This is a genomic window from Anoxybacillus tepidamans PS2 (assembly GCF_000620165.1).
GTDB classification, from domain to species: domain Bacteria; phylum Bacillota; class Bacilli; order Bacillales; family Anoxybacillaceae; genus Anoxybacteroides; species Anoxybacteroides tepidamans_A.
This window is the reverse complement of sequence record NZ_JHVN01000019.1, coordinates 16,094-32,390: the sequence shown is the minus strand read 5'-3', so window position 1 is coordinate 32,390 and position 16,297 is coordinate 16,094. Positions and strand designations below refer to the sequence as shown.

The window sequence follows — 16,297 nt, the reverse complement described above, 5'->3', positions numbered from 1 at the left end:
TACCTCCACTCTTATTTTCGGAATTTAGCGCCCCATTTTATGAACATATTCGTTCCTTTTTGTACAACTCCTGCCAACCAAAGAAAAAATTTTGTAACTGGCGCTCTCCATTTAAAAGGAACCATCTCCCAAATCCATTTCCCTAGCAAGCGGAAAGGTCTCAGCAACAAAGTGATACATCGAAAGAGAGTTTTGAAAACCGAAAGAAATACTTTCCATAAGAACAATAAAAGCAATAATATGAGATGAAAAAGCCATTGAATTGGACGAACGATGACGTAATAGCATGTCCTTATAAAAAAGCGGTACAATGCCGTAAAAATGCGAATGAGCATTTCTAGCAGCTTTAGGTAGATGGTTTGGAATAAGCTTTGATAGGCTGCATAACCGCATAAAATCGCCAAAAAAATGTGAAACCGTAGTTCACCTTTATTTACAAGCAATAATATATAAAAAGTAATAAGACCTTGGAGGAGCCAAAACAAAATATCGTTAATAAAAACAATAAAACGAGTACGGTTCGGCCGCTGCAAAAAGCGATTGTACGTATCCAGCGCCAAACCGAGCCAAACTCCCATCACAATCATCGCAAACATCGTTTCAAGCTGAGTGTTTACACTCATTTGAACAACTTGCTAAAGAATCCTTTAGCCTTCTCCTGATGATGTTCATCTAAGTATATAAGGTCAAATATTTTGCCTTTGATCGAGACGACGCCTTTATCGACATCTAAATTTTTCATTTGTAAATTTTGTCCTCGGATCGATAAAAAGCCCATCACTGTTTCAAGCAAAAATTCTTCGCTATCAAAACTTTCAACTTGCTTAACCCCAGTAATATCTAAAAGGCGGCGTCCCCGCATAATGACGTCGTGCTCTTGCACAGATCCTTTATTATTCATTCCATCATAATGTTGGTTCATACTCATCCCCCGCATTCATCTCACATTTGTACCATGTGTATGAATGTAGGGGAAATTTTAGAACAAGCTGTCACACCTCGTCTTGGAACGTTTCCCTATCAATGCGCTCTTCTTTTATAATTTCGTAAAGATGGGGAGCTTCTTCTTTTTTCGTTGTTTCTTTTAAATCTGTAATTTTAACCGTTACATGTTTTTGCCCAAATTGAATCGTAACTTCATCTCCTACTTTCACCGTAGAGCTAGCTTTCGCCGTTATGCCGTTAATAGCTACGCGCCCCTGATCTGCCACTTCCTTTGCCAGCGTTCGCCGTTTAATGAGACGCGATACCTTTAAGAACTTATCAAGACGCATCAAAAATCCCCTCCTTATAAACCTTTTTCTTTTGCTTCTTCCCACCATTGATCCAGTTGCTGTAGCGATAACGATTCCATGCGCAAGCCGTGCTTTTTCACTTGCTCTTCAATATAAGAAAAACGGCGATAAAACTTCATATTTGTAGCATGTAGCGCTTCTTCCGGGTTGATTTTGTAATAACGTGCAATGTTGACAAGCGCAAATAATATATCGCCAAATTCATTCATCCGCTTCTTTAGATTCTGATGATTTTTAGAAATTTCGTTTTTAAATTCCTTTATTTCTTCTTCTACTTTATCCCACATCGGCTTTACATCATCCCAGTCAAAGCCTGCTTTTGCTGCCTTTGCCTGGAATTCGTATGCTTTTAATAGGTTAGGTAGACTTCTCGTCACTTCATCAAGCAACGACTTTGTGCGGTCTTGTTTTTCTCTTTCTTTGATGCGTTGCCAATTTTCTACTACTTCGTCCGCATTTTGCACCGTCACGTCCCCGAATACGTGCGGGTGGCGGCGAATCATCTTTTCCGTGATGCCTTTGATCACATCAACAATCGAAAATATTCCTTCATCCTCGCCGATTTGCGCATGCAACATGACCTGCAATAAAACATCACCGAGCTCCTCAATGATTCCATCGTCATCGTGCTTGTCAATTGCATCAAACAATTCGTATGTCTCTTCGAGCAAGTATTTTTTTAATGACTCGTGCGTTTGTTTGCGATCCCATGGACAGCCATTTGGACCTCGCAATGTCGCAATGACGCGACGCAATGTTTCAAAGCGATGGTACAGCATCGTTTCATCCTTCACAGGCGGCACGTAAACACTGGTTAGATTGCTTAATTCCGTCATACGATCTAACTCGTACAAAGGAATTTGAATAATTTTTTCATCTGCGCTTCCTACTGCTACTACAACATACACCTGATAATCGTCTGGCAGCTGTTCCATTAACGCAAGTTTCACTTCTGAAGCAATGAATGAGTCATACACTTGACAAAACACAACATGGTGCGTTAATTGCCACTCATCCTCACGAAACGATGTCGCATCGATGAGCTGAAATCCTTCAATTGGGTCAATGCGCAAAGAGGTGAACAGCGCATCTAAAAAGCTTTGTCCCCCCTCAATAACCACACGACATTTTTGCTGCCGCTCCGCCTCTAATAAAAGTTGGACCGTTTTTTCGGCCACAAAAGGATGGCCCGGAACAGCATAAAAAACGTCGGTCGTTTGCGCCTCTTCCAATAGAACGCGGACAATTTCCACATACACTTCTTCAAATGTGTCGTATTTTTCGTAAAGAACATCAAACGAAGTAAACGGAACTCCTTCCTCTTCTAATACCTGCACAACAGGATGCTCTTTCGTACGCAAAAAAAGAGGAGAAGCGCTTTTTAATTTGCGGTAAATACCAAGCGGCAGCTGATCAATGTCTCCTGCCCCTAAACCAAAAATAAAAATCGTATTCACTGTTCATCACCTATTTTGGAAAGAAATCTATGTAATTTTTCCCCAAACGGAAAAAAGGTTGCCTCTTGTGGAGAAAAAATTGTTCCTTTGAAAACCATTATAATATAAACACTTCCTCCAAGCAGTACTCCAGCCAAAGCTTGTCCAGCCGCTCCCAAACGGCTTTCCTGCCATGACTCTGTCAACCACATATATAACTGTAATGTCACAATCATTATAAAGGCCGCTTTTATCATAGCATATATATCTTTTTTCCTAATCAGCGGAACACCTGTATTTTTTTGCAATATCCAGTACAAAAATATAAACATTAACATATATGAAAGCAAAGTAGCTAATGCGGCTCCAGTGATTCCAAACATGTGAACGAACCATATATTGCACAACCATTTACAAATAAAAGCAATGACTACCCCAATAATCGAAAAACGCTCATACCCTATTCCCTGAAGAAGCGCTGAAGCGGTAAGGGACATTGTCGCAAAGAAAATGGATATTGCTAAAATAGCCAACTGCCAAGAACCAGCATCATTTTCAAATAACATAATATTAGTTGGACGAATTAAAATGGCCAAACCGAAAGAAGCGCCAATACCAATGACCATTGCAATACGAAGAGATAAATTCATTTTTTCTAAAATAAATGCATCGTCTCCTCGTTTTTTTGCCCCCGCTATAAGCGGTACGAGCGTTAAGGAAAATGACGTAGCGACAACTGTTCCTAGTTGAAGAAGCGGCTGACCACGATCATAAGCCCCTTTTAACATTTTAGCAGTATGCTCTTCTATTCCATGGTGTATTAACAAAGATAATAACGACATGGCATCGGCAAGCTGGGTAAGCGTCAAAACCATATTGGCTACACAAATCGTCAACCCTTGCACGAACAAATAACGAATAATGGTTCCAGCACGTAACGTGGTTATTGGATTCAGATGCTGTAATCGCCTCCTCCGCAACCAATAGGCACTTAACAATAGAAGGGCTGCCAATCCTCCTGTTAACGAGCCAAAGATCGCCCCTGCCCCGGCTTCGTACATTGTATGTCCACTTTTGATTAAAAGGTATGAAGAGCCAATAATAGTTACTACTCTTACAGATTGTTCCGCTACTTGCGAAATAGCAGTAGGGACCATATCATTTTTTCCTTGAAAATAACCGCGCAATACCGATAAAAACGGAAGCAATAAAAAAGAAAAAGAAATGATACGGATCAGTGGAGTAAGTTTTTCATCTCCCATCCATTTTGCAATCGACGTTGCTCCTGTGTACAACAAAATAAAACAAAACACACCGATCATAGTTAAAAACCACAAGGAGACTTGTAAAATATAGCTAATTCCCTCTTCATCTTTTTCTTCTGCTCGTTCTGCCACCAGTTTAGAAATAACGACCGGATATCCGTATGTAGCTAACGCCGTAACAATCCCGTAAATCGGGTATACTTGTTGATAAATGTAGAAACCGACATCGCCAACAATATTTTGATATGGGACACGATAAAAAGCGCTCAATACTTTCGTCACAAAGGCAGCTACAGTTAATACAGCTGCCCCTCGCCACACGCTCAAAGTTCGCGACCCATCATTTACATTCATCCTATTTCACCTTCCAACAATAAAAGCTAACCTTTGCCATTATACCGCAAAAACAAAAGGCAGCATAGCAGCTGCCTTTTAAAGCATATACATTCAAACCAATTTGTATTAAGAGATCATTCCTTTTAAAACATCATTTACCCGAATGCATTTTAGCTCATTATTTTTAGTAACAAACATGACACAAAATCTGTCTAGAATACGACTGCACCAGCAATACTTTAGTCGATTTGAAGCCATGCTTTCCGCGGTGCAATAAGTTGATTGAAAAGGCCAATTCATCCACACTTCACCATATCCTCATGGCGCAAAGTGTTCCGAACCTTTCACGCTTTTCTTATTGCTCCATTTGCCGCGCTAAAAAGCTCGCAGCCGTCTCGACTGATTTGTGCTCGACTTCGCCAATTGCTTTGTCTTTTGATAAAATAACGACTGCACCAATCGGATCTCCATTTGCCACAATTGGGCCAATTGTATACGATTTCAATCGTTCTGTGTGTCCATCAACAAGTTCCACTTCACCCTCTTCTGTACGGAGAAGCGGCTGACGATCTTCCATTACTTTTTCCACTAACGAACTGACACTCTTATTTAGAAACTCTTTCTTAGAAACCCCTGCGACAGCAATAAATGTATCGCGATCACAAATTAAAACAGGATGACCTAAACTGTCAAATAAAGCTTCAGCATATTCTTTGGCAAAGTCGCTAAGTTCACTAATTGGTGAATACTTCTTTAAAATAACCTCACCGTCACGATCCACAAATATTTCAAGTGGATCCCCTTCCCGAATGCGCAACGTTCTGCGAATTTCTTTTGGGATTACAACTCGTCCTAAATCATCAATTCGACGCACAATACCAGTTGCTTTCATCGATTGACGCCTCACTTTCATCTTGATGTTTGAAGAATACACCGATGAATTCTTCATTGAAGAATTCACCATTGTTGTGATTAGTATCCTTCACAACGCAACTTCTATACGTGATGAAAGTGATTTTTTCAATTTTAGATAAAATTCCCCAACATTCATCATCGACACATTTTCCAAAATGTAAACATTTTGTGCTTAAGCTGTCACCGATCTTTCATTTTTCTCATGTGTTAATTCCTTTAATGTTTCGTATAAAATGATAAGCCATTCTTGCGCTTTCAAGCCTTTAACATAGAGAACGATTTTTAATTTTGAACCATCCATGCCAAAACCAAACACTCGTCCGTACCGTTCTCCGACTTTAGATAGACGCTGAATTTGTACGTCTTTTGATGCCTGTTCCGTAAACAATAAATCAATTTGTTGTTTATGCTGCTTAATGGACTCGACTCCGTTCTGTTTAGCATATACTTTCATTTCAGCTACCTGGAATAAATAATCGACTTCATCCGGATACTCTCCAAAGCGATCAAGCATTTCAGCGCGAAGTTCCTCAAGTTCTTCCAATGTGTTAATGGCTTTGAACCGTTTATACATATCGATTTTCTGTAAACCATCAGAAATATACGTATCCGGAATGTAAGCATCCAGTTCAAGATCGATTTCCACTTCAATCTGTTTTTCTTCTTGGTGAATGCCTCTGCGTTTTTCAATGGCTTCCTTCAGCATTTGCGAATATAGATCAAACCCGACGGAGTCAATAAATCCGTGTTGTTCAGCCCCTAATATATTTCCTGCTCCACGAATCGATAAGTCGCGCATTGCAATTTTAAACCCTGATCCGAGCTCTGTAAACTCTTTAATAGCTTGCAGACGTTTTTCAGCCACTTCATTTAATACTTTATCCTTCCGATACGTAAAATACGCATAAGCAACACGATTGGAACGTCCGACGCGCCCTCTTAATTGGTATAGTTGGGAAAGCCCCATCCTATCCGCATCATATACAATCAACGTATTCACATTCGGAATATCGACACCTGTTTCAATAATCGTCGTTGTTACTAACACGTCATATTGTCCTTCTAAAAACGCCAGAATAACAGATTCGAGTTCGTTTTCTGTCATTCTTCCGTGGGCGTATGTGACGCGCGCATCTGGCACCAGCATCGAAATCTCCTCTGCCTTAACGTCAATATCTTCAATACGGTTATAGAGAATGAACACCTGTCCGTCCCTTGCAAGCTCTCGTTCAATCGCCTCACGGATTAATTCTGGCGTATATTCCATCACATATGTCTGGACAGGAAAACGATTTTCCGGTGGCGTCTCAATAACAGATAAATCCCGAACCCCTATCATTGACATATGTAGCGTCCTTGGAATCGGTGTCGCTGTTAGCGTTAGCACATCAATATTCGCTTTAAGCTGTTTGATTTTTTCCTTATGAGTTACTCCAAATCGCTGTTCCTCATCAATAATTAGCAATCCTAAATCCTTGAAAGCAACATCCTTTGATAATAATCGATGGGTACCGATCACCATATCGATGGTACCATCCTTCAATCCTCGAATTGTCTCGTTTTGCTGTTTTTTCGTACGAAAACGATTGAGTAAACCAACATTAATCGGATATCCTTGAAAACGTTCTCTTACCGTTTCATAGTGCTGCTGCGCCAAAATCGTTGTCGGCACTAAAAATGCCACTTGCTTTCCGTCCATAATCGCTTTAAAAGCCGCTCGGAGTGCGACTTCTGTTTTTCCGTAGCCAACATCACCGCACAATAAACGGTCCATTGGCTTTTCACTTTCCATGTCGCGTTTGATTTCTTCAATAGAGCGAAGCTGATCCTCTGTTTCTTGATAAGGAAAAGCTGCTTCAAATTCCCGCTGCATTTCCGTATCCGCAGAAAAGGCATATCCTTTGCTTGCTTCTCGCTCTGCATACAGTTTGATTAAATCTTCGGCAATGTCCTGAACCGACGACTCGACTTTTTTCTTGACCTTTTTCCACTCAGTTCCGCCTAGTTTATAAATTTTCGGTTCTTTTCCTTCTGAGCCGACATACTTTTGCACTTGATCAATTTGATCAACAGGAACATACAATGTGTCGCTTCCTTGATATTGTATATGGATGTAATCCTTGTGAATTCCATTTATCTCCAATGTTTCAATTCCTAAATATCTACCGATTCCGTGGTTTACGTGTACCACATAATCGCCTGCTTGCAACTCTGAATAGCTTTTAATCCGCTCCGCATTTGACAATTTTTGCCTTCGAGTTGTCTTTTTTATGCGTTTTTTAAATAACTCTTCCTCTGTAATCACGGCAACCTTCTGCATCGGCAGTTCAAAACCTGTATTTAAATCTCCTTGAATAAGCTGGCATTTACCATGCATGATTGCCGCCTCTTCCGGCAATAAAGACACATCCATCTCATAGTCTTCTAAAATAGATTGCAGCTTTTTCACCCGCTCCTCATTTGGGGCTAAAAAGATGACTGCATACTTCGCCTTCTTCCAGCGCTCTAATTCCGTTTTTAATAACGCCATTTGGCCGTGAAAGTTTTGCATTTGCTTGCAAGAAATACTCACGATATTTTGCGGATGCGTATGCGGAACATGACGCAAAAATAATGATAAATATAAAATTGGCTTCTTACATGATTGCAGGAGGTTGGAGAAAGAATGGGAAATTGGAACTTCGTGGATAATTTTTCCTTCCGAAAGTAAACTTGTATACCATTCTGCCTCTTCCTTATCTAAATTTTCTGACGAGTCATGCAAACGACTAACTTCATCAAGCAACAATAGACCATTCTCCGGCATATAGTCTAGCAAACTAGCAGGTTCATCATAAAAAAGCGCGGAATATTTATATTGTTGTTCAATTTCTTGCCCTTGTTTTAATCGCTCAAGTTCATAAGAAATGTGATCGACTAATAATTGCTTTGTCTTTTCGTCCTTTATTGTTTTAATGCTTTCTGCTAATCCCTTTTCAATCCTTTCAATACCTTGCTGCAATGCTTTCCCGTATACAAGCATTTCATCTGCCGGCCCTATTAAAATTTGCTTTACCTCTTTTTGTGAACGCTGATCATCGATTGTAAATGTTCGAATAGACTCTACTTCTGTACCAAACAATTCAATCCGATATGGAAGTTCTACTGTGAGCGGATAAATATCAATGATACCGCCACGAATGCTAAATTCCCCCGGAGTTGATACCACCGACACTCTCTTATACCCCATTTGCACAAGACGCTGTTTATAAATATCAATATCAAATTCTTTTCCTACTTCAACTTTAAACAGATTTTCCTTCCATAGAGGCTTCGGTGGTAATAAACGCCGCAATCCTGCAAGCGGAGTAATCACAATCCCTTTTTCTTGCTGCGTCCAATAATTCATCACTTCTAAACGTTGAGCTTTTAGTTCAGGGCTAGCGATAGCCATTTCCGCAGCAATCATTTCATTGACAGGATAAAGAAACACTTCCTCTGTCCCTAACAACTGTATGAGGTCATCATATATCTTTTGCGCCTGGAATAAGTTATAAGCAACAATAAGCAACGGTCTATTTGTTTCTTTATAAAGAGATGATAAAAATACCGACCGAGCCGAACCTGATAACCCAGTTATAAGTTGCTCCTTTAAACCAATTTCAATTCCTTTTATAATTGACTGAACGTCTTGGTTTTCTACAAAATAATGATGCAATGCTCGCACCGAGTTCCCCCTCCTCTCATAGCGATAAATGCAAAAATGCTTTGGTGTAACCAAAGCTCCTTATTGTATAAATTTCTCATATTGGTACAGTTCTGGATTTCTCTCAAGTGCTTCGTGGCAATCTTCACAAATCGTTTTCACATGGATCTCCCCATTCGGGAGGTAAGAAATCATATCTAAACGCTCTTCTTCCGTCAGATGATGAAATCCTAGCTGTTCGCTATATAACGGTACCCGGTTGATCGTGCCTACTTTTACTCCACAATGCCGACAATAATAATGCAATGGCATATCCACAACCTCCTAATGGTCTCTCACATATGTTCATTTTTTACCATTTAGGAGGATTTTATTCATGAATTGAACTCGTTCATTACCTGTAAAAATGAAGCGGAGACCGCTTTTTCACAAGCATCAGCTGCACGTATAATTGCATGTTGAATATCGGCTTCTTCCTCTTGTGTAAATCTTCCTAACACATAGTCTGCTACCCTTTGACCGTTTTGCGGACGCCCAATGCCAACGCGAATGCGTTTAAACTGATCTGTTCCCAAATGATGAATAAGTGACTTGATCCCGTTATGACCGCCGGCGCTTCCTTTCATACGCAAACGGATTTTTCCCACTGGAATATCTAAATCATCATAAATAACGACTACATCTTCAATATCAATTTTATAATAATCCATAAACGGCCGCACACATTCACCCGATAAATTCATATATGTTAAAGGCTTACATAATATGACTTTTTCCCCGGCAATAATATGGGATGCAAAAACACCATTAAATTTTGCTTGATTATAAGAAATACTCCAACGTTTGGCAAGCTCATCAACAATCATAAATCCGATATTATGCCTTGTTTGCTCATATTCCCTTCCGGGGTTCCCTAGGCCGACAAACAGTTTCAACGGTTGATCTCCTCTCTTTATTTGCATACTAACAAAGCCCGTGACTCTTGCCATCGGGATTCGACAAACATGCCATTTACTTTATTTTTTATTCAAAAAACCCACAAGTAAATACGATGCTGAATACAAGTGTACCTTCCTTCTCATTGACAGTTTAGCGCAAAAGACGTAACCAAACAATGGTTACGTCTGTCCGTCATGATTGTGGAGTTGTTTCTCGCCCTTCTTCCGATTCAGGATGCCCTGGTTCCTGTTGCTCGCCGCTATGAATTTCTTCTTCTTGTTTCGGCGGTAAAATTGAAGCGATAACCTCTTCGGGTTCGTGATTAATTTCGTACTTTCCACCTGTTTGAACATCACCAACAGTAATGGTTTCACCGACTTGAAGATGAGAGATATCAATGTCGATAGACGACGGAATATTAGAAGGCAACGCCCGAATCGATAATTGATGCAACGGTTGTTGCAATACGCCGCCATCTTTAACACCAGCGGCATCTCCAACTAAATGGACGTTCACATCAACGTTCACTTCCGATGACATATCCACTGCCTGAAAATCGACATGCATAATCTCGTTGCGAATCGGGTCTTTTTGAATATCACGAAGCAATGCAGAATGGCTTTCTCCATTTACTCTAAGCATAATTAGGCCATTGCGTCCAGCCTCACGAATCGTTTTGATAAAATCGGATTCATTAATATAAATCATTTTATTTTTTATATCTTTCCCATAGAGCACTCCAGGAATGTTTCCTTGCAGCCGAATTTCTCGAAGGGCCGAGTGCTTTTCTTCCGTGCGCTCTTGTGCTTCTAACACAGCCATGAATCATCATCCTCCTGTTTTAGAATCTACGAATTACTTTGTCCTAAAACAGGGGGATTTAAACATAGATTTTAATTAATCAAAAAGTGCACTAATCGATTGCATCTCATAGATGCGAATAATAGCTTCAGCAATTAAAGGAGCTACAGATAATTCTACAATTTTATCAATTTTCTTTTCATCTGAAAGAGCAATCGAATTGGTTACAACCAATTCTTTAATTTTAGAATTTTGAATCCGATCAATGGCTGGTCCCGACAATACAGGATGTGTGCAACAAGCATACACTTCAGTTGCGCCGTTTTCGACAAGCGCATTGGCCGCTAATGTGATCGTTCCAGCTGTATCAATAATGTCATCAATGAGAATAGCTGTTTTTCCTTCCACTTGTCCAACGATATTCATCACTTCTGCGACATTTGGTTTAGGACGACGTTTATCAATAATAGCAATTGGTGCTTTTAAGCGGTCCGCTAGTCTACGCGCACGCGTTACCCCGCCGTGGTCTGGAGATACGATTACGATATCTTGGAGATTTTTATTTTTAAAATAGTCCGCTAAAATTGGCACACCCATTAAATGATCGATTGGAACATCAAAAAATCCTTGAATTTGCGGAGCATGCAAATCAAGTGTAATGACGCGAGAAGCACCTGCTGTTTCTAAAAGATTGGCTACTAATTTTGCGGTGATCGGCTCGCGGGAACGCGCTTTACGATCTTGGCGAGCATAACCATAGTAAGGCATGACAATATTAATGGTTTTTGCAGACGCACGCTTTAACGCATCAATCATAATCAAAAGTTCCATTAAATGTTCATTTACAGGAGCGCTTGTTGATTGAATGACAAACACATCGCCACCGCGAATGCTCTCCTCAATATTAATTTGAATTTCCCCATCGCTAAAGCGTGATACGGAACATTTTCCTAGCTGTACACCGATAATTTGAGCGATTTCTTCTGCTAGCTTCATATTGGAATTTAGGGCAAACAACTTGAGACTGGAATCGAGATATTGAGACATGATAAACCTCCGTTAGGAATTTTTCTTAATGTTAAGGCGATCCACGTAATTTTCTTTATTTACTTGACGGGCGCGAGCAATTGATAAAGCGTTCCCTGGAACATCCTCAGTAATCGTGGAACCAGCTGCCACATAAGCACCTTTTCCTATTGTTACAGGGGCGATTAAATTTGCATTACAGCCGATAAACGCTCCGTCTTCAATTTTTGTTAAATATTTATGCTTTCCGTCATAATTCACTGTAATCGAACCGCAACCTAAGTTCACATCTTCTCCTACTTCGGCATCGCCGATGTAACTTAAATGTGAAGCTTTACTTCCTTTACCAAACGTAGATTTTTTGATTTCGACAAAGTTTCCAATACGTACTTCATCGCCAATTGCCGAAGATGGGCGAATATGGGCGAATGGTCCAATTGTTACATGATGCCCGATATTACTATCATGAGCAACCGAATGACGAATCGTCGTGCCGCTTCCGATTACGCAATTTTTAATCTCAGAGTGGGGACCGATGATACAATCGTCACCAATTATTGTTTTTCCTTCAATGACGGTGCCAGGGTAAATGACAGTATCCCTACCGATTTCCGCTTCTGGTGATATATACGTATGCTCTGGATCAATGATGGTCACGCCGTTCATCATGTGAGAATAGTTAATGCGCCTGCGCATAATTTTTTCGGCTTGGGAAAGAGCAAGACGGTCATTGATTCCGATGGTTTCTTCAAATGAAGGAGCCTGGTAAGCAGAAACAATCTCACCTTTTGTCTTTAAAATTTCAATGACATCCGTTAAGTAATACTCTCCTTGGGCATTATCGTTAGAGACGTTTGTAAGCGCTTCAAATAAAGCTTTGTTATCAAAACAGTACGTTCCTGTGTTGATTTCCTTAATCATCCGCTCTTTTTCAGTTGCATCTTTATGTTCTACAATTTTTTCTACGTGTCCGTCGCCATTGCGAATAATTCGCCCATAACCAGTGGGATTTTCTGCAATAGCCGTTAAAATCGTAGCTTTAGCACGAGTGGAAAGATGATGCTCTAATAACGCTTTCATCGTTTCAGCCGTAATTAGGGGAGTATCCCCACAAACAACAAGCGTCACGCCTTCTCTGTCCTTCAAGTACGGGGATGCTTGCATGACTGCATGGGCCGTTCCTAGCTGCTTCTCTTGGAGAGCAAATTCGCTTTTATCACCAATCTGCGATTGAACTTGTTCTGCACCAAAACCAACAACAGTAATTACTTTCTCCAGACCAAGCTGTAATACTTGGTCAACCACATGCTGAACCATTGGCTTGCCGCAGACAGGATGCAACACTTTATAGAGTTTAGATTTCATTCTTGTTCCCTGTCCCGCCGCCAATATTACCGCATATCGTTTTACCATAAACAGGGCCTCCAATTACCTTTTTATCCATATTGAATATATCTCAATTAGTTATGTATTTCAAGGAAACAATCCATTTTACCAAAAAATAAAAAGCCTGTTCTGCTAGAACAGGCTTTTTCTATTTAAGAAGCACCAGCTTCTTCTAATTCTTCCTCAAGTTCACCTAAACGGTGATACTCTGCCAATATGGCTTCTTGAATTTTCCCGCGGGTTGTGGAATTAATTGGATGTGCAATGTCGCGAAATTCCCCGTCAGGAGTACGCTTGCTCGGCATCGCCACAAACAAGCCGTTATTGCCGTCAATTACACGGATATCATGCACAACAAACTCATTGTCCAATGTAATCGAGGCAATCGCTCTCATACGTCCTTCGGTATTCACGCGGCGTAATCTTACGTCAGTTACTTCCATTCTGCTCACCACCTTTTCCCTATATAAGAACTTAATTAGTTTTATTCCACATTTATCCCGCATTTCCTTCTTTTTATTTAAATTTTTTTATAAAAAATGGCTAAAATGACCGATTTTTGTCAAACTATTAAAATTTCTCAATATCCATCCAACTTCTTATTTGAAACATTCTTCAAATGGGAATAGAAAGGTGAGCAGCAACACAAGGGAAACTATTTTACTAATGCAATAACTTCGATTTCAACGAGCGCATCTTTCGGAAGTTTAGCCACTGCTACACAAGAGCGAGCTGGCTTGTGTTCATTAAAATATTGTCCATAGACTTCGTTCATTGCTGCAAAATCATCCATGCTTTTTAGAAATACTGTCGTTTTTACGACTGTTTCAAGTGATGCTCCTGCTGCCTCCAAAACAGCTTGCAAGTTTCTAAATACTTGATGCGTTTGTGCTTGAACATCTCCTTCAACCATTTCTCCTTCTGGTGTTAAGGCAATTTGTCCAGAGCTATAAAACATGTTATTGACAATAATTCCTTGAGAGTAAGGACCGATGGCTTGCGGCGCTTTTGTTGTTTCTACTTTTTTCATCTTGCATATCCCCTTTCACTTATTCCATAAAATCAATATAGTTTCCTTCTTTAATAGCAATTTGCTTCTCTTTTATATTAACAGAAGAGAGCTTTACTAAGGAAATATATTCATCAACAAGCCTTTCGCTCGTTTCCTCTGATTCCACGAGAACACCAATGCCAGCTAATTGGGCATTAAACTCATTTAGCAGGCTAATCATTCCGTTGATCGTTCCGCCTGCTTTCATAAAATCATCAACAATTAAAACGTTTGTGCCTTCCGCCAAACTCCGTTTTGCCAATACCATCGTTTGAATACGCTTTGAAGAACCAGAAACATAATTAATGCTGACCATTGATCCTTCGGTTACTTTATTATCATGGCGAACAATCACAACGGGCACATTCAAAAAGTGAGCAACGGCATAAGCGAGTGGAATACCTTTTGTCGCGATCGTCATCACAACATCAATTGATCTTTCTGCAAAAAGAGACGCATAAAGTCTACCAATTTTGTTCACAATACGGGCATCTCCCAGAATATCAGTCATGTACAAGTACCCACCGGGCAATAATCGCTCCGGATTAGCGAGTTGTTCGCACAAGTATTGAACCGTTGCTTTCGCTTCATCAGCAGACATTTTTGGAATATATTGAACGCCGCCCGCCGCGCCGGAAAGCGTCTTGAGCGTTCCTATTCCTTGCTGCTCAAACGTTTGTTTAATGATAGCCAAATCTTCGCTGATGGAAGATTTCGCCGATTGATAACGCTCTGCAAAAAAGGTGAGCGGCACGAGCTGATGAGGATGTTGCAGGAGATAATGCGTCATATCGACTAGTCGGCTGCTGCGCCTTAATTTCATAAATACACCCCCTAAAACCGAATATTTTAACGTAAATATAACATTAATGTACGTGTTTAATCAAGAGAATTCCGCTCTCCTAACAATCTCACTGTAAATACTTGGTCACAAAACCCTCGTAATCCATTGTAGATTCGCTGTAGGCGTGAATCATATTGAACTAACCCGAACACCGTTGGGCCGCTCCCGCTCATTAACACTGCATCAGCACCAAATCGCTTCATTTGTTCCTTAATGTTGGCTACTTCTGGATATTTCCTCAAAGTCACATCTTCCAACACATTTCCAACAAGAGAGCAAATCCTCTCGTAGTTTTGACTTTTAATGGCTTGTACCATTCCATCAACATCTGGATGAGTAATTGTATTAAGATTTAAGTTTCGATATACTTCCGCCGTAGAAACTCCGATCGTAGGCTTAGCCAAAATAACCCAACATGGAGGCGGGGCTGGAATATGCTCAATTTTCTCTCCCCGCCCTGTCGCAATCGCTGTTCCCCCATAGACACAAAATGAGACATCGGAACCTATTTTGGCACCAAGTTCGGCCAACTGATCAAGGGTAAGACCTAACTTCCAAAGTTTGTTCAACCCTCGCAGTGTAGCAGCTGCATCGCTGCTCCCTCCTGCCAGACCTGCCGCTACTGGAATCGTTTTTGTAATAGATATCGCTACCCCTTCTCTGATTCCAAACGTTTCTTTTAACAACTTCGCCGCTTGATAAGCTAAATTGCGGTGATCATCAGGAACAAAGCGATTATGCGAAATGATTTTGATCGTATCGCTCGACAATGGAATTAATTCAATGCGGTCAGCAAGGTCAATTGTCGTCATAACCATTTTAACTTCGTGATATCCGTCCGGACGTTTATGTAACACATCTAATGATAAATTGATTTTTGCCGGTGCCTTTACCAATAATCTCAAACTTTCCACCTACTTTATCCACTTCAAACTTATACGAACATTTTACCACAAAACACCGTCCATCATTATGCAATCTTTTAGCGGTCTTGTCAAAGAAAAACCGAAGCCATAAAGCTTCGGCTGTCGCGGCGTTCGTTTGTCAAGTTCGTTTAGCGTCCTTGCCTGTTCGCCAAATGTCTTTCAGCCATTTCAATGGCTAGCTTTACCATGTTGCCGGCATCTTTCGCGCGAATTGCACCCCATCCTTCTTTTTGCACTACGTCATAAAACCCTAGCTCTTTTGCTAATTCTTCTTTAAAACGCTGTGACATTATTCCACGACGTCGACCCAAATGCAAACAGCTCCTTTCCAACACCGCGACAGTTTTAGTATTTAAAAACGACCCACTCTTTATGTTTGATGCGGCGGAGAA

Annotated in this window: 17 protein-coding genes; all 17 read right to left on the bottom strand. The window is 40.4% G+C overall.

Annotation, left to right across the window (positions count from 1 at the left end; genetic code table 11):
- Positions 1 to 11: 11 nt before the first annotated feature.
- Positions 12 to 623: a spore cortex biosynthesis protein YabQ gene (gene yabQ / locus N667_RS0113905; protein WP_027410142.1), complete on the bottom strand. Its 612-nt coding sequence runs from the start codon at positions 621 to 623 to the stop codon at positions 12 to 14.
- Positions 620 to 922 carry a sporulation protein YabP gene (gene yabP, locus N667_RS0113900; protein WP_027410141.1) on the bottom strand — a complete coding sequence of 101 codons (303 nt, stop codon included), beginning with the start codon at positions 920 to 922 and terminating at the stop codon, positions 620 to 622. Before yabP ends, yabQ begins: the two co-directional genes overlap by 4 nt.
- A gap of 70 nt (positions 923 to 992) precedes the next feature.
- Positions 993 to 1,274, bottom strand: coding sequence for an RNA-binding S4 domain-containing protein (locus tag N667_RS0113895; protein ID WP_027410140.1), 282 nt, complete (start codon positions 1,272 to 1,274; stop codon positions 993 to 995).
- A gap of 14 nt (positions 1,275 to 1,288) precedes the next feature.
- The gene (mazG, locus tag N667_RS0113890) at positions 1,289 to 2,752 is read right to left on the bottom strand and encodes a nucleoside triphosphate pyrophosphohydrolase (RefSeq protein ID WP_027410139.1); all 1,464 of its coding nucleotides are present in this window, start codon (positions 2,750 to 2,752) and stop codon (positions 1,289 to 1,291) included.
- On the bottom strand, positions 2,749 to 4,350 hold the full coding sequence (locus tag N667_RS0113885; protein WP_027410138.1) for a polysaccharide biosynthesis protein: 1,602 nt from the start codon (positions 4,348 to 4,350) through the stop codon (positions 2,749 to 2,751). Before N667_RS0113885 ends, mazG begins: the two co-directional genes overlap by 4 nt.
- Before the next feature lie 337 nt (positions 4,351 to 4,687).
- Positions 4,688 to 5,224, bottom strand: coding sequence for a stage V sporulation protein T (gene spoVT, locus N667_RS0113880; RefSeq protein WP_027410137.1), 537 nt, complete (start codon positions 5,222 to 5,224; stop codon positions 4,688 to 4,690).
- A 195-nt stretch (positions 5,225 to 5,419) separates the two neighbouring features.
- Positions 5,420 to 8,953, bottom strand: coding sequence for a transcription-repair coupling factor (gene mfd / locus N667_RS0113875; protein WP_027410136.1), 3,534 nt, complete (start codon positions 8,951 to 8,953; stop codon positions 5,420 to 5,422).
- A 60-nt stretch (positions 8,954 to 9,013) separates the two neighbouring features.
- Positions 9,014 to 9,244: an anti-sigma-F factor Fin family protein gene (locus N667_RS0113870; RefSeq protein WP_027410135.1), complete on the bottom strand. Its 231-nt coding sequence runs from the start codon at positions 9,242 to 9,244 to the stop codon at positions 9,014 to 9,016.
- 62 nt (positions 9,245 to 9,306) lie between these two features.
- Entirely contained in the window at positions 9,307 to 9,867 is a 561-nt protein-coding gene (gene pth / locus N667_RS0113865) for an aminoacyl-tRNA hydrolase (RefSeq protein WP_027410134.1), read from the bottom strand.
- Between the two features lie 196 nt (positions 9,868 to 10,063).
- Positions 10,064 to 10,693: a 50S ribosomal protein L25/general stress protein Ctc gene (locus N667_RS0113860; protein ID WP_035098990.1), complete on the bottom strand. Its 630-nt coding sequence runs from the start codon at positions 10,691 to 10,693 to the stop codon at positions 10,064 to 10,066.
- 75 nt (positions 10,694 to 10,768) lie between these two features.
- Positions 10,769 to 11,722: a ribose-phosphate diphosphokinase gene (locus tag N667_RS0113855; RefSeq protein WP_027410132.1), complete on the bottom strand. Its 954-nt coding sequence runs from the start codon at positions 11,720 to 11,722 to the stop codon at positions 10,769 to 10,771.
- Between the two features lie 9 nt (positions 11,723 to 11,731).
- Positions 11,732 to 13,111 (bottom strand): bifunctional UDP-N-acetylglucosamine diphosphorylase/glucosamine-1-phosphate N-acetyltransferase GlmU, encoded by a 1,380-nt coding sequence (gene glmU / locus N667_RS0113850; protein WP_027410131.1) that lies wholly within the window; start codon positions 13,109 to 13,111, stop codon positions 11,732 to 11,734.
- 125 nt (positions 13,112 to 13,236) lie between these two features.
- On the bottom strand, positions 13,237 to 13,527 hold the full coding sequence (gene spoVG, locus N667_RS0113845; RefSeq protein WP_027410130.1) for a septation regulator SpoVG: 291 nt from the start codon (positions 13,525 to 13,527) through the stop codon (positions 13,237 to 13,239).
- 212 nt (positions 13,528 to 13,739) lie between these two features.
- Positions 13,740 to 14,114, bottom strand: a complete 375-nt coding sequence (locus tag N667_RS0113840) for a RidA family protein (protein ID WP_027410129.1) — start codon at positions 14,112 to 14,114, stop codon at positions 13,740 to 13,742.
- Between the two features lie 19 nt (positions 14,115 to 14,133).
- Entirely contained in the window at positions 14,134 to 14,958 is an 825-nt protein-coding gene (gene purR / locus N667_RS0113835; RefSeq protein WP_027410128.1) for a pur operon repressor, read from the bottom strand.
- Positions 14,959 to 15,014: 56 nt separating this feature from the next.
- Positions 15,015 to 15,884, bottom strand: a complete 870-nt coding sequence (gene ispE, locus N667_RS0113830) for a 4-(cytidine 5'-diphospho)-2-C-methyl-D-erythritol kinase (protein ID WP_027410127.1) — start codon at positions 15,882 to 15,884, stop codon at positions 15,015 to 15,017.
- 149 nt (positions 15,885 to 16,033) lie between these two features.
- Entirely contained in the window at positions 16,034 to 16,216 is a 183-nt protein-coding gene (locus tag N667_RS0113825; protein WP_027410126.1) for a small, acid-soluble spore protein, alpha/beta type, read from the bottom strand.
- Positions 16,217 to 16,297 lie beyond the last annotated feature (81 nt).

Bases quoted from the DNA above. Each gene is read 5' to 3' on its own strand.
- N667_RS0113895 (WP_027410140.1), bottom strand. From the start codon at position 1,274: ATGCGTCTTGATAAGTTCTTAAAGGTATCGCGTCTCATTAAACGGCGA.
- spoVT (WP_027410137.1), bottom strand. From the start codon at position 5,224: ATGAAAGCAACTGGTATTGTGCGTCGAATTGATGATTTAGGACGAGTT.
- purR (WP_027410128.1), bottom strand. From the start codon at position 14,958: ATGAAATTAAGGCGCAGCAGCCGACTAGTCGATATGACGCATTATCTC.
- N667_RS0113870 (WP_027410135.1), bottom strand. From the start codon at position 9,244: ATGCCATTGCATTATTATTGTCGGCATTGTGGAGTAAAAGTAGGCACG.
- N667_RS0113840 (WP_027410129.1), bottom strand. From the start codon at position 14,114: ATGAAAAAAGTAGAAACAACAAAAGCGCCGCAAGCCATCGGTCCTTAC.
- N667_RS0113860 (WP_035098990.1), bottom strand. From the start codon at position 10,693: ATGGCTGTGTTAGAAGCACAAGAGCGCACGGAAGAAAAGCACTCGGCC.
- glmU (WP_027410131.1), bottom strand. From the start codon at position 13,111: ATGGTAAAACGATATGCGGTAATATTGGCGGCGGGACAGGGAACAAGA.
- yabQ (WP_027410142.1), bottom strand. From the start codon at position 623: ATGAGTGTAAACACTCAGCTTGAAACGATGTTTGCGATGATTGTGATG.
- N667_RS0113885 (WP_027410138.1), bottom strand. From the start codon at position 4,350: ATGAATGTAAATGATGGGTCGCGAACTTTGAGCGTGTGGCGAGGGGCA.
- yabP (WP_027410141.1), bottom strand. From the start codon at position 922: ATGAACCAACATTATGATGGAATGAATAATAAAGGATCTGTGCAAGAG.
- spoVG (WP_027410130.1), bottom strand. From the start codon at position 13,527: ATGGAAGTAACTGACGTAAGATTACGCCGCGTGAATACCGAAGGACGT.